We start from the raw sequence: 25092 nt of genomic DNA, 5'->3' as shown, positions 1-25092 counted from the left end.
TGCGGGGTGCGGGCCGGTGGGAGACCCGCACCCCTGGCGGTGGTCAGGACGCGGAGGAGGCCGACCGCTCCCGGAAGAGCTCGTAGGCGTCCGCGGGCTTGGCGTCGTCGTGCACCACGGCGCGGACCGCGGCCAGCATCGCGGCCGGGTACTCGCTCTGGAAGATGTTGCGGCCCATGTCGACGCCCGCGGCGCCCTCCTGCATCGCGCGGTACGCCATGGTCAGCGCGTCGATCTCGGGCAACTTCTTGCCGCCGGCCACGATGATCGGTACCGGGCAGCTGGCGGTCACCGTCTCGAAGCCCTGGTCGACGTAGTACGTCTTGACGATGTGCGCGCCCATCTCGGCGCTGATCCGGGTGGCGAGCCGGAAGTAGCGCGCGTCGCGGACCATGTCCTTGCCCACGGCGGTCACGCCCAGCACCGCGATCCCGTGTCGTTGCCCGCTGTCCACCAGGGCGGCGAGGTTCGCCACCGACCGGGATTCGTGCTCACCGCCGATGAACACCTGGATCGCCAGCGCTGCGGCGTTGAGCCGGACCGCGTCCTCGATGTCCAGGGCGATGTGCTCGTCCGAGAGTTCCCGCAGGACGCTGGGCCCGCCGCTGGCCCGCAGCACGATCCCGGCGCTGCTCTGCGACGGGATGCTGGTGCGCAGCGCGCCCCGGGTCATCATGATCGCGTCGGCGCTCGGCACGAGCGGAGCGATGGTGGCGTCGAGCCGCTCCAGGCCGGCCATCGGCCCGAGGAAGTAGCCGTGGTCGAAGGCCAGCATCACCGTACGGCCGTTGTCGGGCCGGAAGATCCGGGACAGCCGGTTCTGGAGGCCCCAGTCCTGGGCGTGGGCTCCCTTGACGTGGAAGCCCGTGGCCGTCGGGGCGGTCCCGCCGTAGTTGCGGGCGTCGAGCAGACCGTCGGTGTCAGCCATTGGTGTTCTCTCCTGTGCTAGTTCCAGCGGTGGTCGCGACCGCGGGGCGCAGCCGTCGACCGGGTCGGGTGGTCCCGCCGGCGTGGCGGAGGGTTCCGCCGCCGGCGAGGAAGAGGACGAACAGCACCAGGGCGCCCTTGAGCAGGTTCTGCGCGGCGGTGCTCCAGCCCACGAGGTTGACGAGACCGTCGAGCAGGATGAAGAAGAGTGCGCTGCCCCAGATGCCGACCGGCACGGCCCGGCCCCCCGAGATGAGCGTGCCGCCGATGACGACGACGGCGACCGAGTCGAGCAGGTAGCGGGTGCCCAGGTCGGGCGACGGCGCGATGTAGGCGGCGAGCAGCGCGCCCGCCAGTCCGGCGAGGGCGCCGCTGGCCAGGTAGGTGGTGGCGATCGTCCGGGCGATGGGGATGCCGGCGCGCTCCGCGGCCTGCCGGTTCTGGCCGACCGCGAGCAGCGAGCGACCGTACGTGGTGCGGCGCAGGAGGGCCACGACGAGCGCGGTCAGCGCGGCCACCGCGACGGCGAGCACGGGCACGCCGGCCGGGCGCAGGTTGAGCAGTCTGCGCAGCCCCTCGTCGGGCACCGCGGTGAAACCGTCGGCCAGCGACAGCGTCAGCGACGAGGCGATCAGCCCGGCGGCCAGGGTGGCGATGATCGGCGGGACGGAGAGCCCGAGGATCGCCACCACGCTGATCACCGCGACGGCCAGCCCGGTCCCGATGCCAGCCAGGATGCCGACGGGCACCGATCCGGTCGACGCGGTGACCTGGACCGCGACGAAGCCGGCGAGGGAGACGACCGGCGCCACCGACACGTCGATGTTGCCCGGCCCGGCGGTGATCACCAGCATCTGGCCCAGGCCGACGATGACCAGGTAGGGGGCGAGGGACAGCGCGAGCGAGACGGTCTGCCCGCTCCCCTGGTCGGAGATGGCCAGGATGGTGACCCAGACCAGCGCGGCGGCGACGAATCCCCAGATCCAGGGGCGGGCGAGCGTACGGAGGGTCATCGGAGCACCTTTCCGACCACGACGCGGCCGGCGAGCACGGCCAGCACGATCGCGCCCTGTACGGCTGACTGCATGTTCGACGGCACGTCGAGCAGGCTGAGGACGACACTGACCAGGCCGAGGGTGATGCCGCCGATGGCGACGCCCCACGGCACGGCGGTTCCACCGGCGAAGGATCCGCGGCCGAGGATCACCGCGGCGACCGTGATCAGGGTGTAGCTGGTGGCGGACGAGACGTCGCCGCCGCCGGTCTGCGACGCGAGGGCGAGCCCGGAGAGCACACCGAGCGCCCCGGCCACGGCGTACGCGACGACCCGCGCGGCCAGCGGCCGTAGCCCGGCTCGTTGCAACGCGACCGGGTTGCTGCCCAGCGCGCGGGCCCGGACCCCGACGGAGCTGCGGGCGGACAGCAGCCAGACCACTGCGGTGACGACGAGGATCGGCAGCAGCGGGGCGGGGAAGCCGCCCGGCTGCCAGGAGCCGAAGGTCGCCAGCCACTGCGGGGTGCTGCCGCCCGGCGTGGGCAGGACGAACATCCCCAGTCCCAACCAGACGAACGAGGCCCCGAGGGTGGCGATCAGCGACGGCACCCGGCGCAGGTGGATCAGCGCGCCGAGGACCGCGTAGGCCGCCACGAGGCCGAGCAGCATCAGCGCGCCGGTGCCGGGGGAGGAGACCAGTTTCGTGGCGGTGACGACGGTGACCAGGCCGACGAAGTTGCCGATGCCGAGGTCGATGTCGCCCACCGCCATGAGCACCATCTGGGCCTGGGCCGCGATGACCAGGGGCACCGCGGCCGAGAGGACCAGGGTGAGACCGGGGACGGTCAGCACGTCGGACTGCAGCGACGCGCAGACCCCGATCATGGCCACCATGGCGACCGTGCTGACCATGGCGGGTCCGGTGCGGCGCAGCAGGGCCCGCGACGGCATCGCCGTCGCGACGAGGTTCGTCATCGCGGTGCTCCCATGGGCTCGGACTCGGCGAAGGAGACGGCGATGATCCGTTCCTCGGAGATCTCCGCGCCGGTCAGCTCGGCGACGACCCGGCCGGCGCGCAGCACGTAGACCCGGTCGCAGTGCGCCATCTCGGCGTTCTCGCTCGAGTACCAGACCACGCTGCGCCCGTCCGCCGCCTCCTGCCGGATGAGCGTGTAGAGATCGGTCTTCGTGTGCACGTCGACCCCGCGGAACGGGTCGTCGAGCAGGATCAGGTCGGCCGTGGAGGCGAACGCCCGGGCCACGATGACCTTCTGCTGGTTTCCGCCGCTGAGGTCGGTCATGCCCGCGTCGGCGCCACCGCGGATGGCCAACCGGTCCACCCAGTCGCGGATCGCGGCCTCCTCCGCGCCGGTGCGGCGTACGCCGAACCGGGCCAGGCCGCGCATGGCGGTGACGACCAGGTTCTCCGCCACGGACCACAGCGGCAGGACGCCCGCGCGCTGCCGGTCACCGGGCACGTACGCGCGGGTGCCCTGCACCGTGGTGTCCCACGCCGGGTCACCACCCACACGGTGAGCCAGAGCCTCAGCCCGGCGGACCAGGGCGAGGCGGACCTGCTACAGGTTCCGGTCGGCGAGCCGGTCGTGCGGATGCGCCGGCTCCGGGGCGTCGACGGCCAGCCCTGGCTGCTCGTCGACACCGCGCTGCCGGCGCGGCTGGTGCCCGGCCTCGATCGCGCCGTCCTGGAGAACCAGTCGCTCTACGACGTGCTGCGCCGCCGGTACGGGATCGAACCCGTCGGGGCCGACCGGTGGATCGAAGCCGTCTTCCCCGAACCCGAGGACGCCGCCCTGCTCGAGGTCACCACCTCGACGCCCCTGCTCGGCATCGAGTCCGTGGCCTGGCTGCGGGACGGCACCCGGTTCGAGGCCTACTACGCGTTGCACCGCAGCGACCAGACCCGTTTCTTCGTGGGTATCCGCTGACCACACGGCAGCCCTCGCGGCGCGGCCGGCGTGGCACGGCGGCGCGGGACGCGACCTCCGGGCTTCGGCACCCGGTCGACGACTCGGGCGTCACCGGAGCGGCCTTCGCTCGGTGTACCGTCCGAAGTGGCGACCCGGGTGCGGCCGGCGGGCCGCCGCTCGGCCCGCTACCTGGGGAGCGATCGTGGAACCGACCATCGGCGAGAACCTCGCGGCGATCCGCCAGCAGTCGACCCTGACGCAGGAGCAACTCGCCGAACGTGCCGGGGTGGACGTCGGGGTCATCCGCAAGTTGGAGCAGGGTGCGCGCAAGAGTGCGCGACTGCCCACCCTCCAAGCGCTCGCCCGCGCTCTGAATGTGCCCACCAGCGCGCTGATCGGCGACACCTCCCACGCGGCCGCCCGAGCCGAACCGGACCACCGGCCGCTGTCCCTCGCGGAGATCCGCCGCGCGGTCGTGCCCGTCCGGGGTATCACCGGAACGGCACTCACCCCGCCGGCCGGTGACCCACCGAAGCCCGAGGTGCTGCGTGCGCGGCTGCACGCGGTCGACCGCGCCTACCACGCCAACGACTACGCCCGCGCGCTGTCCGACATGCCGGCGTTGCTGCTCGACGTGCGGGCCGCCGCCGGCCTGGCGGATGGGATCGACCAGGCCAGCGCGTACACCCTGCTCGCCCGGACCCAGCACCTCACCGGAAACCTCCTGATCCAGCTCCGGGCCAGCGACCTGGCGATGACCGCGTTGTCCGGCGCGCTGGACGCCGCCCGTCAGGCCGGCAACCAGGTGGTGGCGACCACGGTCATCAAGGGCATGTGCTGGGTGCTCATCCGGCAGGGCCGGTTCGTCGAGGCAGCCGAGCTGGCGGTCGCCACCGCCGACCAGGTCGAGCCCAGGTTCAGTCGCGCCGTACCCGACGAGTTGGCCGCGTGGGGGTGGTTGCTCACGGTCGCTGCTGCTGCGCGTGCCCGGAACAACGAGCCCGATGCGGCGGTGGAGTTGACCAGCGCCGCGGCGGCCGCGGCGGTCCGGATCGGGCAGTGGGCCCCGGAGCCGGGGCACCTGATGATGGTCGGCGGGTTCGACACCGCGCGGGTGCAGATGCAGCGCGCGGAGAACGCGGCGGTGGCCGGTGATCCCAGCCGGGTGCTGGAGTTGGCGAAGCAGGTCCCGCCGGGGCCGACGGCGGTGGCGTCCAGTTGGCAGCGGCACCGGCTGGACGTGGCGTGGGCCCACGCCGAGCAGCGCCGGTACGCCGATGCGACCGAGGTGCTGCTCGACCTGCGGGCCACCGCGTCGACCTGGCTACGGCAACAGCGGTACGCCCGGGACATCGTCCAGTCCATCTCGGGGCAACGGCGGCGGGCGATGTCACAGGAACTGGCCGACCTGGCCGCACTCGTCGGCGCGTAGGTGGTACCCGCTGTACCACCTTTCTCCCCGACGGTCGGTCGTGCCCCGGATCGCATCTGTCCCACCCGGGCCAACTCCGTGACCATCTGATCGCAGGGCGTGATCTACGCGGGTCCCTCCGTGGGTGATCCGGTCGTCGTCGCGCCCCCGGCCGGGCGCGGCGGCGGTCGGCCCTTCCCCGGGTGTCGCTGCCGCGCCCTTTTTCGAGGAGGGTGTCACGTGGACGGTACGCGGTCGGACCCGGAGCAGAACCGCGGTGAGCAGATCGAGGCGGCGGAACGGGAGGCGGCCAAGCAACGGCTCCTCGACCAGGCCGAGGCGGACCGAATACCGGCGGAGGAGACGACCCGGGCGGTGCCGGAGCGGCGGTGGCGCCGTGGCCAGTGACCTTCTCCCGGGCGGGCGGCGGGCCGCCGCGTCGATCTGCCGGATCAGCAGCGCTGCCGCTGGGCCGTGTAGTGGACGCCGACCTTGCCGATCACGGTCAGGTCGGTGAGCGCGGTGTTGGCGACACGGCTGACGTAGCACGAGTACCGGTGCTGGTTGATCACCTCAAGGTGGATGTGCCCCAGGTGGACGAGCCCCGGATCGGCGGGTAGACGGTCAGTGGGTCGGCCGTGGTGTGCGCGGCGGCGGGGGCGGCCGGGGCGACGGCGGCACCGATGGCGAGCACCAGGGCGGCGACCGCGCGAGCAAGACCGAATCTCACGATTCCTCCAGGGTGTCCTGTGGCGGTGCCGGTGTCGACGTCCCGGGTCGGGTCGGGACGGGCCCGCGCATCGGGGTGATCCTATATCGAGGAAGATCGTTTTCGGTTTTCCGGAGCCTGCGTGGATGGCGGTCGCGGGTCGTGAGGGGTGCCGGGGCGTCCGGCCCCGCCCCCGGAGTTCGTCGCGAGCGGCGGGCGGACTTCACAAACCAATTGACTTTCGATAGGTTGCGAGCGATAGTCGATGTATGTTGGCTGAGCATCGAGCGGTCGCCCCGCTCAGAGTCTTCCTCGTGGTGCTGTTCGGGATCCTGGTCATGCTCCAGACGTTCTCGCTGCCCGGGCAGTTCGCGCACATGGCCGAGGAGTCCCCGGACTTCGCCTATCTCCGGTGGCCGATGACCGCCGTCTCGGTGTTCTGGGTGCTGTGCGTCCAGGTGGTGATCGTGTCCACCTGGAAGCTGCTCACCCTGGTCAGGCACGACCGCATCTTCAGTGACGTCGCGCTGCGGTGGGTGGACGCGATCGTGTGGGCGATCACCGCCGCCTGGGCGGTGCTGGTGGGTGTCTTCCTGTACGTCGGCTTCAACGCGTCGGACCCCGGTCTGCCGCTCCTGCTGTTCCTGATGGTGGTGGGTGTCGCCGCACTGGGGCTGCTGATGGTGGTCATGCGGGCCCTGCTGCGGCAGGCCACCACGCTGCGCACCGACATGGAGGCGGTGATCTGATGCCCATCGTCGTCCGTATCGACGTCGAGCTGGCCAAACGCAAGATGAGCGTCGGCGAGTTCGCCGAACGGGTCGGGCTCACGCCCGCCAACGTGGCCGTGCTGAAGAACGGGCGTGCCAAGGCGGTCCGGTTCAGCACCCTGGAGGCCATGTGCCGGGTGCTCGGCTGTCAGCCCGGTGACCTGCTCGAGTGGGTCGAGGACTGACCACGGCAAATGACCGGCCCCGCACGGAACACCGGACCAGGCCGACGCGCGCACCGGCACGTACGGCGGCGGTTCGGCCCCTCGAAGGAGATCTGATGAAGTACGTCCTCGCCCTCGTCGTCCTCCTCGGCATCGCGCTCGGCGTCGCCGGCATCGTGCTCGGGGAGGCCGACGACTCGCCGGGCCTCCAGCTCCTGGGCGCCCTGCTCGTCATCGGTGCGATCGGGTACGGCGTGCGGCTCGTCCGACGCAGCAGATAGCGGTACGACCGCGGCGCCCGGCCGTCGGGTGTTGCACCTGCCCGGCAACCACCTGGGCGTGCACGTGCTGCCGCACCCCGGCACCCACAGAACGGTGCGCCGGAGCCCGCGACGGACTCCGGCGCACCGCTGAGCACCGCCGGTCAGTCCAGGACGATCAGGTCCCGGTCCAGGGTGGTGAGCAGCTTGTTGCCGTCGGCGGTCACCAGGAACGGGTCCTCGACCTGCACCGCCCCGAGGCCGAACTCGTAGTAGGGCGTCTCGATGTTGACGACGACCCCCTCCTCGATGGTGTCCTCGTTGTCCGGCGTGACGTTCACCCGGTCGTACAGTTCGACGCCGATGCCGTGGCCGACGTGGTTGCGTCGGTAGTGCGGCACTCCCGCCTCGTGTACGGCCTCGACCACGATCCGGAACAGCTCGCCGCCGGTCATGCCGGGCTTGGCCTCGGCGTACCCCCGGTCGCAGCCGGCCTTCATCGCCGCGTAGTACCGGCGCAGCTTCTCCGGCGGCTCACCCAGGTTGACCACCCGGGCGATGTCGGCCCAGTACCCGTCGACCACGCAGCCCACGTCGAACCAGATCGCGTCGCCCCGGCGCAGCGCCACGTCGCTCGGACGGGTCTGCCCGGCCACCCCGCCCCGGCCGATCTTGATGTGGCTGAACTTGGCCCGACCGCCCGCGCCGGCCACCGCCCGCTCGAACTCGCGGGCCAGTTCCCGCTCGGTCACCCCGGGCCGGGCCAGCGCGCTGACCGCCTGGATGCCCACCTCGGCCACGTTCGCGGCGGCGGTGATGCTGCGCACCTCCCGCTCGGTCTTGACCTTGCGGGCCCAGCGCAGCGAGTGCGACGCCAGCCGCACGTCGAGCCGGGGCAGCTTCTGCCGCAGCGCGTCGACGTAGCCGTGGGCCACGCCGTCCTCGTCGAGGCCGATCCGTGCCTCGGCGAGCCCGGCCCGACGCAGCGTCTCCACCAGGGCATCCATCGGGGTCGGCACCACCGGGGCGGCCACCGACGTCTCGGCCAGCCGCCGTTCCCGGTCGGTCAGCTCCACGCCGTCGGGCAGTTCCCGGAAGAAGACGCCGTACCCGATCGCGCCCGCGATCTCGACGGACGCGTCCAGGGCCTGGTCGATGTCGCACCGGGAGGCGACGAAGTGCGGCCGGTCCAGGGCGTCCCGGGTGACCACCGCGTACGCCTGCCCGGTGTGCGGAAAGATCTCCAGACCGACCGCGGCCACGCCGGTCAGGTAGTAGACGTTCTCGATCGTCGTGGCGACGAGTCCGTCCAGCCCCTGCTCGTCCATGAACCGGGCGAGCCGTTCAACGTTGGCGAACACCTGTCTCTCCTCACCCACTCGTGACCAGGCGGGACACCTGCTCCAGGGTCATCGACGGCCACGCCGGGTCCTTGGCGGCGGCGACCAGCAACTCCGTGGTGGCCAGCGCGGCCACCGCGTCACCGAGGCCGTGCGCCCGCAGCCACTCGTCGTCGTACGACTCGCCGAGGTAGTTGCCGCCGTCGTCCGGGGCCACCGCGACGATCCGGGATCCCGGGTTGTCGTGCGCGTGGTGCAACGCCCCGAAGACCGCCGCGCCGGCCGACTCGCCGACCAGCAGGCCCTCCCGGCGGGCCAGCAGCCGGCTGGCCGCGATCCCCTCGTGGTCGGCCACCAGGTGCACCCGGTCGACCAGTTCGGTCTGGAGGTTCTCCGGCTTCCAGGCGATGCCGAGACCGCGCATCAGCCAGGTCTCGTACGGGAAACCGAACGCCCGCGACCCCTTCGCGTCGACCCCCACCGTGACCATGTCGGGGAGCTTCTTCTTCAGGGTCTCGGCGAGCCCGCTGATGTGACCGCCGGTGCCGACCGCCGCGACCAGCGCGTCGAACTGGCCGACGTCGTCGAGGATCTCGTACGCGGTCTGCTCCGCGTGGATCTTCGGGTTGGCCGGGTTGTCGTACTGGTTGGGCCAGAACGCGCCGGGCGTGGCGGCCAGCAGCTCGTGCACGCGGTTCAGCCGGGGCCGCTGGTAGCCGGTCTCGTCCGGCTCCTTGACGATTTCCAGCTCGGCGCCGAAGGCGGAGACGTACTCCACCATGGACGCCGGTGCCTTCGGGTCGGTGACCAGGATGACCCGGTAGCCGCGGGCCGCGCCGATCAGCGCGAGCCCCTTGCCGGTGTTGCCGGAGGAGGACTCGATGATGGTGCCGCCGGGCTTGAGCCGCCCGTCGCGCTCCGCCTCCAGCACCATGGACAGCGCGGTACGGTCCTTGACGCTGCCCGCCGGGTTGCGGGATTCGAGCTTGAGCAGGATCTCCGAGCCGTTGTCGACCCGGATCCGGTTGAGCCGGACCACCGGGGTACGGCCGATTGTGTCCAACACACTGTCATTGATCATGTCGTACCCCTACGCCGTGAAGTCGCCGATGCGAGCGGATTGGTGACGGTCGTGCGGGGAGCGGTCGACGCGTGTGCCGCTCAGGAGGCGGCGTTACAGCGCCAGCCGTACCCGGTAGTGGTGCAGCCAGAGGTTGAGCTGGAGGGTCAGCTCGGCCGCCGCGCGGGCGAGCCGGTCCTTGGCCAGTCGCGGCGCGTCGTCGGCGAGCGCCTTCGACGCCTCCAGGTCGATCAGCGGACGGACCGGGGCGTCCGGGTCGGCGAGGATCGCCCGGAACTCGTCCTGGAGGCGTTGCGCGTAACTCGGGTGGTTGCTGACCGGCGTCGCGCTCTGCCGGCGCTTCAGCACCTGCTCGGGCAGCAGGTCGGCGACCGCCGCGCGGAGCAGGCTCTTCTCGATGCCGGCGTGGTGCTGGAACGGCGCCGGGATGTTGTAGGCGTACTCGACGAGCTTGTAGTAGTTGATCGGGGCGCGGGTCTGGAGCCCGGCCGCGGCGAACACCGACGAGTCCAGCGGACCCCGGGTGAGCACCAGGTACGAGACGCGGCGCATGTTCCGCTGCCACTCGTCCTCGCCCGGCAGGTACTCGATCTCGCCGATCGCCTTGTGGTACTCGTCGGCGTAGTAGTTCCGCAGGTCCAACGCGGCGAGGGTGTCGGCGTTGAGCAGCGCGGTGCCGAAGCCGTTTGTCGCGCCGAAACGCTGGGCCAGCGCGATCCACGGGAACGTGCCGGATTCCACCAGGCCCTGGTCGGTGGACCAGCGGGCGCCCTGGAAGAGCTGGTCACCCGCGCCGCCGGTGAGGACGATCTTGCCGCCCTGCGCCCCCGCGTGCTGGATGAACAGGTACTGCGACGTCTCCATGTCGTAGATCCGGGTGGGGGCGTCCTTGGCCCGGAGCATGCCCTGCCGGATGATCGGGTGCAGGATGTCGGTCGACTCCAGCTCGACCAGGTTGTGCACCGAGTCGATCATGTCCGCGACGGCCTGCGCGTACGGCGAGTCGCGGGTGTCGCGCATGACGTCCGCCTCGAACTCGCTGGACTTGAAGTCCACCGTGTACGTCCGCAGCTTGTCGCCGCCCCGACGGCGCAGCTCGGCCGCGGCCAGCGCCGCCACCGAGGAGGAGTCGATGCCGCCGGAGAGGGTGGCCACCAGCCGGGACGTGTCGGCGGGCAGGGTCTCGCGGATGCTGTCCTCCAGCATCCGGCGGACGGTGGCGGTGGTGCTCTCCAGGTCCTCCTCGTGCGGGCGGGAGGAGAGCTTCCAGTACGTCCGCTTGCTCCAGCCGGCCCGGCCGAACCGGGCGATCTCGGCACCCTTGATCGACTCCAGGCCCTTGAAGAGCGGGCCCGGCGGCAGCGCGTGGGAGATCGCCTCGCGCAGCCCGGACGCGTCCAGGACGGCGTCGACCTCCGGGTGGGCCAGCAGGGCCTTGCGCTCGGTGGCGAAGATCAGGCCGGTGGAGGTGTGCGTGTAGTACAGCGGCTGCTGGGCGAGCTGGTCGCGGGCCAGCACCAGTTCCTCGGTACGCGCGTCCCAGATGACGATCGCGAACGGGCCGGCCAGCCAGGGAATGAACTCCACCCCCCACTGCTGGTACGCCGCCGAGATCAGCTCGACCGCCGGGGTCTCCGGGGCGAAGCCGCGCCCGGCCGAACGCAGCCGCTGCCGCAGGTCGTCGAGGTGCAGCGGCGCGCCGGTCACGGCGGCGACCACCGGGGCGCCGTCGACCTCGGTGACGAACGGCTGCCGGCCGCCCGCGCCGTCCGCGTCGAGGGTGCGGTAGCCCAGCGCGGCGCGCGGCGAGACCCACACCGCCTCGCCGTCCGGGCCCCGCTGGGCCAGCGTCGCCGTGAGCATCGTGACGACGGGTCGGTCCAGGACCAGGTCCCGGGTGAAGTCGATCCAGCCAAAAACGCCAGACATGGAGCTACCTTTCCGCGCTGATCGAGGTGGGGGAGAGGGCGGTTGCCGGTGGCCGACGCCACCGGCAACCGATTCGCCGAGGAGCCGGTCAGCCCTGCTGCGCGCCGGCCGGTACCGGACCGGGGTAGTTGTCCTTGGTGAGCTGCGCGATGCAGCGCATGTTGGCGTTGCGGAAGTACTCGGCGAACTTCTCCGGGGTGCTGGTGTCCCGCTGGGTCTTCAGGTACTTGGCGAGCTTGCCCTCGAGGTCGTGCACGCCGCTCTGCTGGCCCATGTGCCGGCCGATGGCGCGGAAGTCGCCCTCGTAGTGGATGACCCGGATGACGATCTCGCCGCTGATGAAGACGGCGCTGCCCAGCAGTTGACCGACCTCCTCGCCGTTCTCGTTCTTCAGGATCGGGGTGCTGACCCGGCGGAAGTTCGCGAAGATCTCGGCGATCTCGTCCTCGTGTCCGGGAATGACGTCGTACCTGATCGCGGCGTACGGCATGCTCGCGTCCTTTCGCGTGGTCATCGTGTGCGGCGGGTGCCCTGACGGGGCGGGCCTGGTGATCGCCAACTCCGCCGCAGCGCACGTTTCCACCGCCGGCTCGAAGGCGGATTGGGAAGGGCTCGAGCCAGGTGGGCACCGCTGTCCCCGGCACCCGCCGCCACCCGTCGCCGACCGACACCCCTCGACGGGTACGCAGACGGCGACCGGCGCGCACCCTGCTCGGGTACGCGCCGGTCGCCGCAGCGGTCGTACGGGGGTATCAGACCACTTCGAGGTTGCTCATCATGACCATGTCCTCGTGTTCGAGGTTGTGGCAGTGGAAGACGTACTTTCCCTTGTAGCCGGTGAACTTGGCCAGTACCTCGACCACCTGGCCGGGCAGGATGTCGACGGTGTCCTTCCAGCCGGCGTCCCGGGCCGACGGCGGCCGACCCTGGCGGCTGAGCACCTGGAAGTGGGCCAGGTGCAGGTGCACCGGGTGGTGGACGTCGGTGACCAGCTTCCAGATCTCCACCGAGCCGAGCTTGGGCTGGGCGTCGATCCGCTTCGGGTCGAACGGCTTGCCGTTGACCGCCCAGACTCGCTTGCCACCGGAGACTCCCTGACCGAACAGGAACTGCCGGGTCTGGACGGCCATCGAGCGGTCCAGCTGCTCGAAGTCGGCCAGCCGGCTCGGCACCGCGCTGTCGTCCGAGGCGCTGCGGGCGACGTGGAACTGCATGATCGAGCCGAGCTTGCCGCTGTCCAGCTCGTTGCGGAGGGTGACCTTGGTGCCGACCTTGAACTTGGAGAAGTCGATGACCAGGTCGTACCGCTCGGCCGGGGCGATCTCGATCTTGTCGTGCCCGATCGGCGCGCCGAGCAGCCCCGAGTCACTGCCGATCTGGACGAACGAGCTGCCGTCCCTCGGCTTCGGGTCGAGGCTCAGACCGTACCTCCGGGCGTTGGAGCCGTTGAGGACCCGGAACCGGTACCGGGTGTTGGTGACGTCCATGATCGGCCAGGGGGCACCGTTGACCAGGATGACGTCGCCGAGCACCCCGTCGGAGAACTTCTCGGTCACCCCCGGGTCGTGCAGGTTGTGGTCGGCGGAGGGGTACCGGAACGAGCCGTCCTCGGAGAAGGCCCGGTCGCAGATGAACAGGGGCACCTCCTGCTCCCCCTTGGGCAGCGGCAGGGCGTCCTCCTCGTCGTCCCGGACGATGTGGAAGCCGGCGAGCCCGCGGTAGACCTGGGGACCGGTGAAGTCCATCCGGTGGTCGTGGTACCAGAGCGTGGCGGCGGGCTGGTCGAGCGGGTAGATGTAGTCTTTCGTGCCCTGGCTGGTGTTGCCGGGGTCCATGCTGTGGCCGGGCATGCTGCCGCCCGGCTTCCAACCGCCGTTGGGCAGTATGTAGTCGATCGGGTAGCCGTCGTGCTCGGGCGGGGTCTTCCCGCCGTGCAGGTGCACCACCACCGGCACGGAAAGCTCGTTGCGGTGCCGGACCACGGTGCGCCGGCCCGCGCGTGACTCGATCGTCGGCCCGGGGAAGGTGCCGTTGTAACCCCAGATCTCGGTCTGGTGCCCCGGAATGATCTCCACTTTGGCGGATCGTTGGGTAAGTTCGTAGAAGTCGGTGCTGCCGTCGGAATTGGTCGGCTTGAGCACCTGCGGCCGGGGGAGGGGGACCTGGAACGGCTCCGGGAGGTCGAGTTCGCTCTTCATCTTGGAGCCGGTGCTGGATCCGGAACGGGTGCCCACGTTGTCGCCGAGCTTGTCGCCGAGCTCCGAGCACCCGGCGATCGGGACGGCAGCGGCTGCGCCACCCGCCAGTTGGATCAGACGTCGACGGCTCAGGGTCATGACAGGCTCCTCACGCGGGAGACCGGCGGGTATGACAGCCGGTCACATTCAAATATGCTACACGTAGCGACCCTACCTAAACCGAAAGGTGGGTGGCGGGATCGTCCACCCGGTGCGCGCCGACTCGTCCGGCGCTCGAGCGGATCTCGCTACCGTCCGATCATGGCGGAGACCACGATCCACCGCGATCCCGAGTGGACACACCGACTCGGCTTCCTGGTGCCCAGCGTGAACACGGTCCTCGAGCGTGACCTGCGGCTGAGCCTGCCCACGACGGTCAGCGCGCACGTCGCCCGGATGTCCATCACGCGGGACACCCCCGAACAGCTCGCCGCGCTCGCCGACAGCGTGCCCGAGGCCGCGCGGATGCTCGCCCACGCCGCCGTCGACTCGATCGTCTTCGCCTGCACCAGCGGAAGTCTCTACCACGGGCTCGGCTACGACGCCGAGATCACCGAGCGGATCACCGCCGCGTCCGGCCGGCCCGCCTCCACCACGTCCACCGCCGTGGTGGCGGCGCTGCGGTCGCTCGGCCTGACCCGGGTGGTGCTCGTCACGCCGTACGAGCCCTGGCTCGACGACCTGGTGGGGACCTTCCTGGGCGCGCACGGCATCGAGGTGACCGCCACCGCCGGCCCGGCCCTGCCGGACCCGCTGGACACCGCGTCCGTCCCGCCGGAGGGGATCGCCGCCGCGGTCGTCGATCCCGGTGCCGCCGACGGCATCTTCATCAGCTGCACGGCGTTCCGGGGACTGGAGGCCGCCCGGATCCTGCGCGAGCGCTTCGGCCTGCCGGTGGTCTCCAGCAACGAGGCGACCTGCTGGGAGGGGCTGCGGCTGGCCGGCCGGGCCCCGGACACCTTTCCGCTCGACGGGTACGCCGGGCTGCGCCGCTGAGCCCCCGGGCGGCCCGGGTCGGTCCCGTGAGCGGGCGGTGGCGCTCCGCCTAAACTGGACGCTTCCACGGGCGTCCCGGCCGGGTCCACCCGACCGGCGTCCGTCCATCCTGGTCCGGGAGAAGCATGCCCACGATTCAGAACCCGCGCCTGGCGGGGCTCGCCTGTATCCGTTGCGACCGCCGGTACGAGGTGGCCGACCACTCGACCGGGTGCCCGGCCTGCCTGGCCGAGGGCAGACCGATGAACCTGGAGTGCGTGTACACCCCGGGCGAGTCCACCGGGGTCGACCAGCCCTACCTGCGGCCGGTCACCCTCGGCGAGGGGCGTACGCCGCTGCTGACCGACATCGCCGGGGCCGTGCCCGGGCTGGACGTCGCCCTCAAGTGGGAGGGCGCCAACCCGACCGGCTCGCACAAGGACCGGTTCAGCGCGGTGGTGGTGAGTCGGGCGCTGTGCGCCGGCTACGAGGGGATCGTGGCCGCCTCCTCCGGCAACGCCGGGGTGTCGCTGGCCACCTACTGCGGTCGGGCGGGGCTGCGCTGCGAGATCGCGGTCACCGACGACACCCCGGCCCGGGTGGTGGAGCTGATGCGCGACCTCGGCGCGGAGGTGGTCTCCTTCCCCCGCAGCGAACACCGCTGGGAGCACGTCGCCGCCTACCGCGACTCCCGGACCATGCTGCCGGTCACCAACTTCGTCGTCCCCCCGGTCGGCAGCAGCCCGTTCGGCATCGAGGGGTACAAGCTGGTCGCCGAGGAGCTCCTCGCCGACCGGGACGGCCGGGCACCGGAGTGGGTGGTGGTGCCGGCCTCCCGGGGTGACCTCGCGTGGGGCATCCACCTCGGGTTCCGGGAGTTGCTCGGGGCCGACGCGGTGCCCCGGATCTGCCTGGTGGAGCCCTTTCCCCGGGTCGCCGCGGTGCTCGCCGGAGCCGACCTGTACGCGACGTTCCCGGGCAGCACCCGGGTCATGCCGTCGCTGGGCGGCAACCAGCTCGCGGCCCAGGCCGTGGAGGCGGTCCGGCGCTCCGGCGGGCAGGCCGTGGCGGTGGACGACGAGAGCGTCCTCGCCGAGACCCGGCGCCTCTGGCGGGCCGGGTTCCCGCTGGAACCGAGCAGCGCGGCCGGTCTGGTCGCCGTCTCCCGGTCCCTGGCCGCCGGGACGATGACCCCGGAGTCCGACGTGGTCGTCGTGGCCACCGCGCACGGCCTCAAGGGCATGTGAACCGACCGCCGCAGGCCGGCGGCGGTGCCCGTGGTCCGGTGTTTCGTCGGCGGTGCCGCCGCCCGGCTCCCCGCAGGGGCGGCGGCCGGTCACGTGCCGGCGTTCAGCGCAGCTGCGACCAGAGTCGGCGTTCCACCGGCGTCGGGGGGACGTGGGGGATCAACCGCTCCGGGTGTCCGGCCGGCGGTGCGCCCGGTTCCGTCCCCGCCCACGGGGTGCCCGGCTCCACCGGCGACGGCGGCTGCCCCGGCTCGCCGCCCACCGGCCGGCAGGTGGCATCGGTGACCGTCGGCACGGGCCCGCCCGCCGGTGGGGTGGCCGGGGGAAAGGCCTCGGGCGGCAGCGGCGTGCCGATGAGCGCCGCGCCGAACGCCTTCAGTCCGGAGAACAGCTCCCGGGCGAGGCTGACGGTCAGCCGGCCACACCTGCTCAGAACCCTGTACGCGTCCATCCCGCCGTCCTCGTCCGCACGTCGTGTCGCGGTGACGAGGGGCCGCCGGGTGTGGCACGGCCCGCCGTCTCCCGGCGCGGCACAAGAATGATCGGGACGACTCGATGCGCGGTCGAGAGGCGGTGGCGGGGACCGGTGGGACACGCGGGGCAGAGCCCTGAACATCCCGAATAGGGTATCTACCTGTAGCTGGGCTACCGTACCGCCTTCGTGTAGATTGGCTACATGAGGCCAAACGCGTTGCGGGGGCACCTCGACGCCCTGATTCTCTCCGTCCTGGAGCGGGAGTCGCTGCACGGTTACGCGATTATGGAAGCTCTCCAGGCCCGCAGCGGCGGCGCGCTCGACCTGCCGACCGGCACGCTCTACCCGGCCCTGCGCCGGCTGGAGCGGGCGGGCTACGTGCAGAGCGAGTGGAGCACAGTCAGTGGCCGTAAGCGCCGGACGTACCAGCTCACCGCCTCCGGGCGGCGGGCCCTGGCGGACGAGCGCTCCGAGTGGCGGGACTTCGCCGCGGTGGTCGAGGGCGTGCTGCGTCCCGGCACGGCGGCGGGCTTCGCCTGAGTCGACCCGGTGCCGCCCGGTCCCGGGCGGCACCGGACCGGCGACCCGAACCGCTGCGGGATACCGGATGGCGCGTGCCCCGGCCGCACGGCGCGCGTGGGTCGTCCGCTTGAGCGACGCCCTCTCCGCGGGTGTCGCACCGGGGACCGGGGCGTCCGGTCAGGCGGCGCTCAGGCAGTTCCGGCCGGAGACGCCGATCCCGGCCAACGGGATACCGAGGAACACCAGCGCGCTCGGCAACCCGGCGACACTCATCAGGGCGTGCGGGGTGAGCGCGGTCAGCAGAACCCCGAGCACGGAGAAGACCACGCAGACCGCGAAGGCGAAGACCCCGGTGACCCGGACGAGCCCCCGGCGGGCACCGAGGTACCGCACCCCGTAGCCGGCGGCGGTGGCGACCAGGATCGCGGCGAACAGGGTCGCCGAACCCATCCAGCTGACCGTCTCCTCGACCAGCCGGTAGCCGGGGCTGTGGTATCCCACGCCACCGGCCAGGTGCCGGGTCAACCGCCACAGCACCGGCTGCGCGGCCAGCACGAAGAAGATCAGCAGAGCGGTACGGCGCCCCTGGGCCAGCCCCAGTTCGGTCTGGTAGTCGCAGGCGATCTCGGGTACCGCCCCGAACTCGGCGACCGCCCGCCGTTCGGCGTCGCGCCGGTCGAGACCGGCGTCCTCGTAGGCGTCGGCCGCATCCAGGAGACCGTCCCGCGCCTCCGCGAGGAGATCGGCCTTGGTCGCCCGGGGGCCGCGCAGGGCCTTGTCCAACTCGGCGACGTATGCCTCGATCATGTCCATCCGGAGCAGCTCCCTCGCCGGGACCATCGCATGGACGAGTATAGGCAAGCCGGGGCTCACGTTCTCCTCAGGGAACGCCCCGAGATGACCCCTAGCTTCCCCCTCGGGGATGGCCCTGGCAGTTCCGGATTCCACGTTTCCGCCGCTCAACGCCCATTGATGGACGGCTCAGCGGCGGGCTGGCGGCGAGGAGATCCCGCACATGGGACCGGCGTGGCGTGCAAGACTCCCGCCCCGTGGAACATGTCGAGCTGAACACCCCTGAACTGCTGCTGCGTCCCTGGCGGGAGGAGGACGCCGCAGACGTGCTCGCCGCGCTCCGCGATCCGGAGACGGCGCAGTGGAACCCCTCCGCCCCGGGCCTGGACCTGGCCGGTGCCCGGGCCTGGACCCGGGCCCGGGCCGACTGGTCGGCCGGTACGCACGCCTCGTTCGCCGTCACCGATCCGGCGACCGGCGTCCTGACCGGTTCGGTCTCGCTGCACCGCATCCACGGCGACGAGGGCTCGATCGGGTACTGGACGGTGCCCTCGGCCCGGGGGCGGGGCGTCGCCACCGCTGCGGTCCGACTGGTCACCGGCTGGGCGTTCGGGTCGCTCGGACTGCACCGGATCGAGCTGTGCCACGCCGTGGCGAACGTCGCCTCGTGCCGGGTCGCCGACCGCGCCGGCTACCCGTGGGAGGGGACGCTGCGGGAGTCCCACCGGTACGGCGACGGCCGCCGCCACGACGAACACCTGCACGCCCGGCTCGCCACCGACGAGTGAACGGACCGGAGCCGGCGGGGACCGTGCCCCACCGGCTCCGTCGCCTGGCCGCCCGGCGGCCGTGTCCCGGCCCCGGTCACCCGCCGGTACGCCGGGTCGGCGTCAGGTGCATCCGGCCGAGCAGTTCCTGCGCCCGGTCGGCCAACTGGGCGTCGACGATCACCGCGTACTGGCCGGCCCGCAGCGAGCTGGCGGAGGTGAAGTCGCGACGCCCGCCGGTCATGCTGTGGGCGATCGCCCCGAAGACGGCACCCCAGACGGCGCCGACCACCAACCCGACCAGGATGACCGCGACCCAGTTGCCGGCGGTGAAGATGCCGAACAACAGGCCGATGAAGAGACCGAACCAGGCACCCGTACCGGCACCGGCCAGCGCCGCCCGGCCGGTGTTCATCCGGCCGAGCACGGTCTCCACCAGGGTCAGGTTGGTGCCCACGATCGCGGTCTGTTCCACCGGGAACCGGTTGTCCGCCAGGTGGTCCACCACCCGCTGGGCCGACGGATAGTCCGGATACGACCCGATGGTCACGGTGGGACGGCCGCTCTGCGGGCCACGGCCGTCGTCGAGCGGGATCGGCTGGCCGGTGGGACCGGACGGCATCGTGCCAGCGCCTGCCGTCCCGGGCTGCCCGGCAGCGGTCGGAGCCGAGGATCTGGTCATGAGCTGCCTCCTTCGGTCGACCTTCCGCGTTCCCGCCCCCGGCGAGCGGTAACCCCGGTCGGGTCATGGCCGCCGACGGCCCGCCGAACGGGCCGGGACGCGGCGGCGCAACCGTCCCGGCCGGGCGGCGAATGCCCCATGGGCCGACCGGGCGTCGTTCGCCCGGGTCGCGCCGGCGGTCGCCCGGCGGGGCTCCGCCGTCCGCTCGTTCTGGCTGGTGGACCGCTGGGCCTGGCCGCGGGGCGGCCCCGGGCCGTGCGCGCACCGGCGCGCACAGCGCGGTCTGCGCCGGTGTGTCGCCCCGGCCGGGGGCCCGGGTGGGTCAGGTCGTGCAGGCGGTGCCGTCGAGGGTGACCCCCCCGAAGGCGGGGAGGGTGGCGCCGGCGAAGGTGCCCTGGAATCCGACGGCCACTGTTCCGCCGGTGGGCACGGTGCCGTTCCAGGAGACGTTGCGGACGGTGAGCCGGTTGCCGGACTGGCTCCACTCGCCGTTCCAGCCGTTGGTCAGCCGGACGCCGTCGGCGACGGTGAGAGTGAGCGTCCACCCGGTCAGCGCGGCGCCACGGTTGGTCACCCGGACCTCGGCGGTGAAACCGCCCGCCCAGGCGTTCGGGGCGATCGTGGCGGTGCAACCACCTCCTGGCGGCGGGGTCGTCGGCGGGGGAGTGGTGGCCGGGGGAGTGGTCGGCGGCGCGGTGGTCGCCGGGGGCGTGGTCGGGCCGGCCGCCATGGCCAGCTCGTACGCCCACTGGGGGACGAACTGCCCGGCCCCGGCGATGCAGCCGTCCGCCTCACCGGGCAGCTTCACCCAGAGGAAGGCGGCGATAGCGGGTCGCCGGTGTCGGTGGTGCTCGGCGTCCCGATGGCCCGTCCGGGCGGGTCGCACCACTGGGAACCGGCCGGCCCGTTGCCGTTTCGGCTGGTGTCGACGACGGCCCTGAGCCCGGGGACCCCGGTGGCGGCGATCACCTGCTTGGCGTACGGGACGGCCTCGGCCGTGGTGCGGTAGTTCGACACGTTGACCGAGATGCCGTCCGCGCTGGTCGCGATCTCCGCCCCGACCAGGCGGGCAGCGATGTCGGCGGGCGGGAGCCAGGCGGAGTGCCCGGCGTCGAAGTACACCCGCGCCTGGGCCGAGGCGGCCTTGAGCCGCTTGCCGGCGTACGCCATCGACGCCTTCGTCTCGGCCTGCTGGCCGGCGTTCTGGCAGGTCGTCATCAACGGCAGGATGTCCGGTTCCAGGACGATGGTGGCCGGCCGGCCAGCCCGGCGGCGACCTGGTCGACCCACTGCCGGTAGGCGGCGTGGGTGGGCGCTCCGCCACCGCTGGCGCCGCTGCAGTCGCGGTTGGGGATGTTGTAGACCACCAGGATCGGGATCTTCCCCGCTGCGGCGGCGGCCCCGACCAGGGCGTCCACCTCGGCGCGTACGGTGATGGTGTTGGTGGTGGCGAACCAGCGGCCCTGCGGGACGCTGGCGATCCGGTCGCGGATCACGGGGGCGCGCGAGTCGCCCGGGTTGGCGGCGACCCAGGCCGCCGCCGACGTCTTCGGGTCGACGTAGAAGGCCGAGTCGGCCGCCGTGGCGGCCGGTGGCCGGAGCGCGCCCACCGCGATCGTCGTCGCGGCGGCGAAGGCAGCCGTCGCGGCGGTCGCCGCGACGAGTCGGGGGTTGGTTCTCACATCCCTCTCCTATCGGACATGCCCTGTGGAAGCGCTTCCACGCCACCCTCCACGGTACGACTCTCGCCGCCCGAAGTGAAGCCCCACCACGCTCTCGCCCGCCTCCTCCGGCGGACCAGGGGCGGATGGGGAATGCTCGAGGTGTGGCGGAGGTGGGGATGCGGGTGCTGGTCACGGCGGACACCCATGTGCCGAAGCGGGCCCGGGACCTGCCCGGACAACTCTGGGCGGCGATCGACACCGCGGACGTGGTGCTGCACGCCGGTGACTGGGTGGACGTCGCGCTGCTCGACGCGGTCGAGTCCCGGGCCCGCCGTCTGGTCGCCGTGTACGGCAACAACGACGGACCGGCGCTGCGGGCCCGGCTGCCCGAGGTGGCCCGGGTCGAACTGGCCGGGCTCCGGGTGGCGGTGGTGCACGAGACCGGTCCCCGTACCGGCCGGGAGGCCCGGTGCGCCGCCCGGTTCCCCGATGCCGACCTGCTGGTCTTCGGGCACTCGCACATCCCGTGGGACACCGTCGCGCCGACCGGGCTGCGGCTGCTCAACCCCGGTTCGCCGACCGACCGGCGGGCCCAGCCGTACGCCACGTACGTGACCGCCCGGGTGACGGCGGGGCGGCTCGACCGGGTCGAGCTGCACCGCCTGCCGCCCCGGCGTCCGGGTGGTCGCTGAGCGGCCGACGGTCGACCGGCGTCGGGGGCCGGTCTGGGTCACTGACCCCGGCCGGTCTCCTCCTGCAACTCGTCGATACGCCGGGCCGCCTCCGCCTTGGTCAGCCCGTCCGGGACCTCCGCGCCGGCCTCCCGGGAGAGCGTGGCCAGGTACGACTCCTGGGCCGCCGTCGGTGGCTCGTCGCCGGTGACCCACTCGTCCGGGTCCTTGATCGCCCCACGGGGGTTGGCGTGGGTGCTGTCACGGTCCGTCATCTCTCCACCTTTCCTCGAACAGGTGTGCCAGTACCCGTCGGTGGGTGCCTTCATACCCCCGGTGCGCGCCGGGCCGGCGGCCGGCGGCCGGCGCATACCATCACCTGGTGACGGGGGAACGGGCGCGGGTGGTCGTGGTCGGGGCCGGCATCGCCGGCGTGGCGTGCGCGCGGGAACTGGCGGCTGCGGGCGTGCCGGTGCAGATCCGGGAACGGGCCCGGGTGGCCGGCGGCCGGATGGCCAGCAAACGCTTCGACGGTCGCCCTGCCGACATCGGCGCCGCCTACTTCACCGTCAGCGACCCGGACTTCGCCCGCGTCGTCGAGGGCTGGCGCGCCGCCGGCCTGGCCCGGGAATGGACCGACACCTTTCTCGCGTACGGGGCGGACGGCCGGCACGTGGTGCCCGGACCGATGCGCTGGGCCGCGCCGCGCGGGCTGCGTTCCCTGGTGACCGACCTGGCGACCGGACTGCCGGTGACGGTCGACCGGCTGGTGCTCGGCGTGGAGCCGGGGCCGCGCGTCGACGGCACCGGGTGCGAGGCGGTGGTGCTCGCCATGCCGGGCCCGCAGGCGGCGCTCCTGCTCGACCCGACGCTGGCCGACGCCACCCGGGCGGTGCAGGCCCAGCAGTGGACCTCCACGCTCACCGCGGTGCTGCGCTTCCCGCGCCGTCGGTGGTCCGACTTCGCCGGGGCGTTCGTCAACGACCACCCCGTGCTGACCCTGCTCTGCGACGACGGCGACCGGCGCGGGGACGGCGAACCCGTGCTGGTCGCCCACACCACCGCCGAGTTTGCCGGGCGGCACCTGCTCCAACCGACCGCCGCCGCACCCGCCGTCGAGCAGGCGGTGCGGGACCTGCTCGCCCTTCCCGAACCGGCCGACCACGTGCATGTGCACCGCTGGACGTACGCGAAGCCGGCGGCCGGGTTGTTTGAGGCGTACCACCTGGACGACGACGGCGTGGGGCTGGCCGGGGACGCCTTCGGCCCGCCCCGGGTGCAGACCGCCTGGCTCTCCGGGCGGGAACTGGGGTGGGCGCTGGTCCGCAGACTGACCACCCGACCACCTGACCGCCCCGCCGCCGCCCCGCATCGCGCAGGCGTCGGGTGCGGCGCTGTGGTGGTTGGTGGTTGCAGGGGACCCTTCCTCACCAAAAAGCGGTAGCAGGGGACCCCTGCTACACCTCAGGTGAGGGCGGGCTCGGCCTGCTCGGGATCGCCGGTACGCTCACCGGCCCGGTCGAGCACCTGCATGACCGGGGTGGCCGCGACACCGTGTACCACCACCGAGACGATCACCACCAGACCGGCGGTGGCCCAGACCAGGTCGGCCTGTGGGAAGTCCGCCTTCGTGGTGGCGTACGCCAGGTAGTAGAACGAGCCGACGCCCCGGATGCCGAAACAGGCGATCACCCAGTGTTCGGCGGGGCGTCCGGGCGCGCCGCGTAGCGACAGCCAGCCGGTGAGCGGCCGGACCACGAAGACCAGGGCCAGGCCGACCAGGGCGGCCTGCCAGGTGAGCGGGGCCAGCAGGCCGCCCACCACCGCCCCGCCGAAGAGCAGGAGCAGCAGGACGGTGAGCAGCCGCTCGACCTGCTCGGCGAAGTCGTGCAGCACGGAGTGGAACTGGTGGGTCCGCTCCGCCGCCCGGATCGCCCGGGCGGCCACGAAGACGGCGAGGAAACCGTACCCGCCGATCACCTCGACCAGCCCGTACGCCAGGAAGGTCGCGGCCAGCGCGAGGAAGCCCTCGGCGTGCCGGGCCAGCCGCAGCTCGCTCGGCGCGCGGAAGAACAGCTTGCCGAGCAGCCAGCCGACCAGCAGCCCGCCGGCCACCCCGGCGCCGACCTTCCAGAGCAGGTCGACGGTGATCCATTCGGCCAGCCAGTCGGCCGGGGCGAGGCTGGTGGAGGCGATGGCGATGGCCGCGTAGACGAAGGGGAAGGCCAGCCCGTCGTTCAGGCCCGCCTCGGAGGTGAGGGCGAAGCGGACCTCGTCCTCGGAGTCCTCCACGTCGGTCGGCTCGCCCACCTGCACGTCGGCGGCGAGAACCGGGTCGGTGGGGGCGAGCGCCGCCCCGAGCAGCAGCGCGGTCGCCGGCACGAGCCCGGCCCACCACCAGCCGAGCAGTGCCACGGCCGCGATGCACAGCGGCATCGCGATGGCGATCAGCCGCCAGGTGGACGACCAGCGCCGCCAGCTCAACGGGCGGTCGATCTTGAGGCCGGCGCCCATCAGGGCGACGATCACGCCGACCTCGGTGAGGTGGGTGGCGACGTCCCGGTGGACCAGCGGGTCCGGGACCGGCAGCCCGGTGGGCAACAGGAAGATCACCATTCCGAGGCCGAGAAAGGCGATCGGCATGGAGAGGGGACGCCGCTCCACCATCCGGGGAAGGATCCCGGCCAGCAACGCTCCGATCCCGAGTACCGCGAAAGCGACGTCCACCGGCTCCAAGGCTCCACCCTTCGCCTCGCCCGGGGTGTCCGGGCAGGTGGAGACGAACTGTGCCCCGCCGAACGGGTGTCTATGCCTTCACGTTCATGTTCGCGTCGGTGTCGTGCCCGCGGCTCAGCACCGGGGACTCCGCCAGGTGCGCCAGGAGTGCCCCCGGGTCGTCGTAGACCTCGACCGCACCGGCCCCGGCGAGTTCGGCGCGACCGGTGCCACCACAGGTCAGCCCGATGCAGGGAATGCCCAGGCGGCCGGCGGCGGCGACGTCCCAGACCGAGTCACCGACGAAGACCACCCGCTCGGCGGCGAGGCCGGACTGCTCCAGCGCGGCGACCAGGATGTCGGGCGCGGGCTTGCTCCGCCGCGCGTCCGCCGACGAGGTCACGGTGTCGATGACGTCGTCGGCGTCGAGCGCGGCCCGCAACGCTCGTACCTCGTGCTCGGCCGCGGAGGTGGCGAGCACCACCCGCAGCCCCCGCTCGGCGCAGGCCCGCAGCAGGTCGGCGGCGTGCGGCAGCGGCGTCAGCCGCTCCGCGTACTCGAGGAAGAGGCTGTCGTGGGCGTCGCGGAGCCGGTCGTCGGCGGCCCGGTCGCGTTCCGGCCCGAGCAGGTGGTCGAGGAGACGGTCCGACCCCATGCCGATGGACCGGTGGATCAACGCCATCGGCACCGCGTGGTCGAGCTGGCGGAACGCCTCCCACCACGCCACGGTGTGCAGGTACGTGGTGTCGACCAGGGTGCCGTCGACGTCGAACAGGACACCGTCGGAACGCGCGGCGGCCATCGCCTTCCTTTCTGTCGGGGCGGACACACC

At 72.4% G+C, this 25092-nt stretch carries 29 protein-coding genes and 1 pseudogene; 12 read left to right on the top strand and 18 right to left on the bottom strand.

Features of this window, described 5'->3' with window-relative positions; all coding sequences use genetic code 11:
- Positions 1-43: 43 nt before the first annotated feature.
- Genes lsrF through GA0074694_RS27470 form a run of 4 tightly spaced genes read right to left on the bottom strand, consistent with a single transcriptional unit; the run spans position 44 to position 3450 of the window.
- Entirely contained in the window at positions 44-928 is an 885-nt protein-coding gene (gene lsrF, locus GA0074694_RS27485; protein WP_091462858.1) for a 3-hydroxy-5-phosphonooxypentane-2,4-dione thiolase, read from the bottom strand.
- Entirely contained in the window at positions 921-1940 is a 1020-nt protein-coding gene (locus GA0074694_RS27480; protein WP_091462857.1) for an ABC transporter permease, read from the bottom strand. Before GA0074694_RS27480 ends, lsrF begins: the two co-directional genes overlap by 8 nt.
- Positions 1937-2896, bottom strand: a complete 960-nt coding sequence (locus GA0074694_RS27475; protein WP_091462856.1) for an ABC transporter permease — start codon at positions 2894-2896, stop codon at positions 1937-1939. The genes GA0074694_RS27480 and GA0074694_RS27475 overlap by 4 nt, the downstream gene beginning before the upstream one ends.
- Positions 2893-3450: an ATP-binding cassette domain-containing protein gene (locus tag GA0074694_RS27470; RefSeq protein WP_218105822.1), complete on the bottom strand. Its 558-nt coding sequence runs from the start codon at positions 3448-3450 to the stop codon at positions 2893-2895. Before GA0074694_RS27470 ends, GA0074694_RS27475 begins: the two co-directional genes overlap by 4 nt.
- Positions 3451-3453: 3 nt before the next feature.
- On the opposite strand from GA0074694_RS27470, the gene GA0074694_RS27465 reads away from it, so the two are divergent.
- The 3 genes from GA0074694_RS27465 (at position 3454) to GA0074694_RS32020 (ending at position 5668) form a co-directional block, all read left to right on the top strand.
- The gene (locus GA0074694_RS27465) at positions 3454-3867 is read left to right on the top strand and encodes a GntR family transcriptional regulator (RefSeq protein WP_218105821.1); all 414 of its coding nucleotides are present in this window, start codon (positions 3454-3456) and stop codon (positions 3865-3867) included.
- A gap of 184 nt (positions 3868-4051) precedes the next feature.
- Complete coding sequence (locus GA0074694_RS27460; protein WP_091462855.1) at positions 4052-5281, top strand: helix-turn-helix domain-containing protein; 1230 nt, start codon at positions 4052-4054, stop codon at positions 5279-5281.
- Between the two features lie 219 nt (positions 5282-5500).
- Complete coding sequence (locus GA0074694_RS32020; protein WP_176738138.1) at positions 5501-5668, top strand: hypothetical protein; 168 nt, start codon at positions 5501-5503, stop codon at positions 5666-5668.
- A gap of 160 nt (positions 5669-5828) precedes the next feature.
- Here the strand turns inward: GA0074694_RS32020 and GA0074694_RS32015 are convergent, their stop codons facing one another.
- The gene (locus GA0074694_RS32015; protein ID WP_176738137.1) at positions 5829-5990 is read right to left on the bottom strand and encodes a hypothetical protein; all 162 of its coding nucleotides are present in this window, start codon (positions 5988-5990) and stop codon (positions 5829-5831) included.
- 248 nt (positions 5991-6238) lie between these two features.
- Between GA0074694_RS32015 and GA0074694_RS27455 the strand changes: the two genes are divergently transcribed.
- The 3 genes from GA0074694_RS27455 (at position 6239) to GA0074694_RS32010 (ending at position 7184) form a co-directional block, all read left to right on the top strand.
- Complete coding sequence (locus tag GA0074694_RS27455; protein WP_091462854.1) at positions 6239-6718, top strand: DUF2975 domain-containing protein; 480 nt, start codon at positions 6239-6241, stop codon at positions 6716-6718.
- The gene (locus GA0074694_RS27450) at positions 6718-6924 is read left to right on the top strand and encodes a helix-turn-helix domain-containing protein (RefSeq protein WP_088985077.1); all 207 of its coding nucleotides are present in this window, start codon (positions 6718-6720) and stop codon (positions 6922-6924) included. Before GA0074694_RS27455 ends, GA0074694_RS27450 begins: the two co-directional genes overlap by 1 nt.
- Positions 6925-7019: 95 nt before the next feature.
- Complete coding sequence (locus GA0074694_RS32010; protein WP_176738136.1) at positions 7020-7184, top strand: hypothetical protein; 165 nt, start codon at positions 7020-7022, stop codon at positions 7182-7184.
- Between the two features lie 143 nt (positions 7185-7327).
- On the opposite strand, the gene GA0074694_RS27445 is transcribed toward GA0074694_RS32010, so the two are convergent.
- From GA0074694_RS27445 to GA0074694_RS27425, 5 genes are all read right to left on the bottom strand, one after another.
- The gene (locus tag GA0074694_RS27445) at positions 7328-8524 is read right to left on the bottom strand and encodes a M24 family metallopeptidase (protein WP_218105820.1); all 1197 of its coding nucleotides are present in this window, start codon (positions 8522-8524) and stop codon (positions 7328-7330) included.
- A gap of 10 nt (positions 8525-8534) precedes the next feature.
- The gene (locus tag GA0074694_RS27440) at positions 8535-9584 is read right to left on the bottom strand and encodes a PLP-dependent cysteine synthase family protein (RefSeq protein WP_091462853.1); all 1050 of its coding nucleotides are present in this window, start codon (positions 9582-9584) and stop codon (positions 8535-8537) included.
- A gap of 93 nt (positions 9585-9677) precedes the next feature.
- On the bottom strand, positions 9678-11513 hold the full coding sequence (locus GA0074694_RS27435) for an asparagine synthetase B family protein (protein ID WP_091462852.1): 1836 nt from the start codon (positions 11511-11513) through the stop codon (positions 9678-9680).
- An 88-nt stretch (positions 11514-11601) separates the two neighbouring features.
- Entirely contained in the window at positions 11602-12027 is a 426-nt protein-coding gene (locus GA0074694_RS27430) for a SchA/CurD-like domain-containing protein (RefSeq protein ID WP_245714935.1), read from the bottom strand.
- Between the two features lie 238 nt (positions 12028-12265).
- The gene (locus GA0074694_RS27425) at positions 12266-13849 is read right to left on the bottom strand and encodes a multicopper oxidase family protein (RefSeq protein WP_091462850.1); all 1584 of its coding nucleotides are present in this window, start codon (positions 13847-13849) and stop codon (positions 12266-12268) included.
- 162 nt (positions 13850-14011) lie between these two features.
- Here GA0074694_RS27425 and GA0074694_RS27420 point away from each other — a divergent pair, with 162 nt between their 5' ends.
- Both GA0074694_RS27420 and GA0074694_RS27415 read left to right on the top strand, forming a co-directional pair.
- Entirely contained in the window at positions 14012-14746 is a 735-nt protein-coding gene (locus GA0074694_RS27420) for a maleate cis-trans isomerase family protein (protein ID WP_176738135.1), read from the top strand.
- Positions 14747-14871: 125 nt separating this feature from the next.
- Positions 14872-15972 (top strand): pyridoxal-phosphate dependent enzyme, encoded by a 1101-nt coding sequence (locus tag GA0074694_RS27415; RefSeq protein ID WP_091462848.1) that lies wholly within the window; start codon positions 14872-14874, stop codon positions 15970-15972.
- 103 nt (positions 15973-16075) lie between these two features.
- Here GA0074694_RS27415 and GA0074694_RS27410 read toward each other — a convergent pair whose 3' ends face one another.
- Complete coding sequence (locus GA0074694_RS27410; protein WP_091462847.1) at positions 16076-16423, bottom strand: DUF6059 family protein; 348 nt, start codon at positions 16421-16423, stop codon at positions 16076-16078.
- A gap of 225 nt (positions 16424-16648) precedes the next feature.
- Between GA0074694_RS27410 and GA0074694_RS27405 the strand changes: the two genes are divergently transcribed.
- Positions 16649-16987 (top strand): PadR family transcriptional regulator, encoded by a 339-nt coding sequence (locus GA0074694_RS27405; protein WP_091462846.1) that lies wholly within the window; start codon positions 16649-16651, stop codon positions 16985-16987.
- A gap of 159 nt (positions 16988-17146) precedes the next feature.
- On the opposite strand, the gene GA0074694_RS27400 is transcribed toward GA0074694_RS27405, so the two are convergent.
- Positions 17147-17809, bottom strand: coding sequence for a permease prefix domain 1-containing protein (locus tag GA0074694_RS27400; protein WP_232624749.1), 663 nt, complete (start codon positions 17807-17809; stop codon positions 17147-17149).
- A 209-nt stretch (positions 17810-18018) separates the two neighbouring features.
- On the opposite strand from GA0074694_RS27400, the gene GA0074694_RS27395 reads away from it, so the two are divergent.
- A complete protein-coding gene (locus GA0074694_RS27395) occupies positions 18019-18549 on the top strand; it encodes a GNAT family N-acetyltransferase (RefSeq protein WP_091464121.1) in 531 nt (176 codons plus the stop codon).
- A gap of 76 nt (positions 18550-18625) precedes the next feature.
- On the opposite strand, the gene GA0074694_RS27390 is transcribed toward GA0074694_RS27395, so the two are convergent.
- The 3 genes and pseudogenes from GA0074694_RS27390 to GA0074694_RS33390 form a co-directional block, all read right to left on the bottom strand.
- Positions 18626-19150, bottom strand: a complete 525-nt coding sequence (locus GA0074694_RS27390) for a YflT domain-containing protein (RefSeq protein WP_377465159.1) — start codon at positions 19148-19150, stop codon at positions 18626-18628.
- Positions 19151-19532: 382 nt separating this feature from the next.
- Positions 19533-20018: a cellulose binding domain-containing protein gene (locus tag GA0074694_RS33395; protein ID WP_245714934.1), complete on the bottom strand. Its 486-nt coding sequence runs from the start codon at positions 20016-20018 to the stop codon at positions 19533-19535.
- Positions 20015-20706 (bottom strand): annotated as a pseudogene (locus tag GA0074694_RS33390) (glycoside hydrolase family 6 protein). Before GA0074694_RS33390 ends, GA0074694_RS33395 begins: the two are co-directional and overlap by 4 nt.
- Positions 20707-21050: 344 nt before the next feature.
- On the opposite strand from GA0074694_RS33390, the gene GA0074694_RS27380 reads away from it, so the two are divergent.
- Complete coding sequence (locus GA0074694_RS27380; RefSeq protein WP_091464118.1) at positions 21051-21566, top strand: metallophosphoesterase family protein; 516 nt, start codon at positions 21051-21053, stop codon at positions 21564-21566.
- 38 nt (positions 21567-21604) lie between these two features.
- On the opposite strand, the gene GA0074694_RS27375 is transcribed toward GA0074694_RS27380, so the two are convergent.
- Positions 21605-21820, bottom strand: a complete 216-nt coding sequence (locus GA0074694_RS27375) for a DUF3072 domain-containing protein (RefSeq protein ID WP_088985063.1) — start codon at positions 21818-21820, stop codon at positions 21605-21607.
- A 128-nt stretch (positions 21821-21948) separates the two neighbouring features.
- Here GA0074694_RS27375 and GA0074694_RS27370 point away from each other — a divergent pair, with 128 nt between their 5' ends.
- Positions 21949-22989, top strand: a complete 1041-nt coding sequence (locus GA0074694_RS27370; protein ID WP_091462844.1) for an NAD(P)/FAD-dependent oxidoreductase — start codon at positions 21949-21951, stop codon at positions 22987-22989.
- Between the two features lie 20 nt (positions 22990-23009).
- Here GA0074694_RS27370 and GA0074694_RS27365 read toward each other — a convergent pair whose 3' ends face one another.
- Both GA0074694_RS27365 and GA0074694_RS27360 read right to left on the bottom strand, forming a co-directional pair.
- Positions 23010-24281, bottom strand: coding sequence for a cation:proton antiporter domain-containing protein (locus GA0074694_RS27365; RefSeq protein ID WP_091462843.1), 1272 nt, complete (start codon positions 24279-24281; stop codon positions 23010-23012).
- A 70-nt stretch (positions 24282-24351) separates the two neighbouring features.
- Positions 24352-25062, bottom strand: coding sequence for an HAD family hydrolase (locus tag GA0074694_RS27360; protein ID WP_091462842.1), 711 nt, complete (start codon positions 25060-25062; stop codon positions 24352-24354).
- Between the last annotated feature and the right edge of the window lie 30 nt (positions 25063-25092).

Source organism: Micromonospora inyonensis (assembly GCF_900091415.1).
In the GTDB taxonomy this organism is placed as follows: Bacteria; Actinomycetota; Actinomycetes; order Mycobacteriales; family Micromonosporaceae; genus Micromonospora; species Micromonospora inyonensis.
Note: the sequence above shows the minus strand (reverse complement) of the source record. Positions and strands in the feature narration are given on the sequence as shown.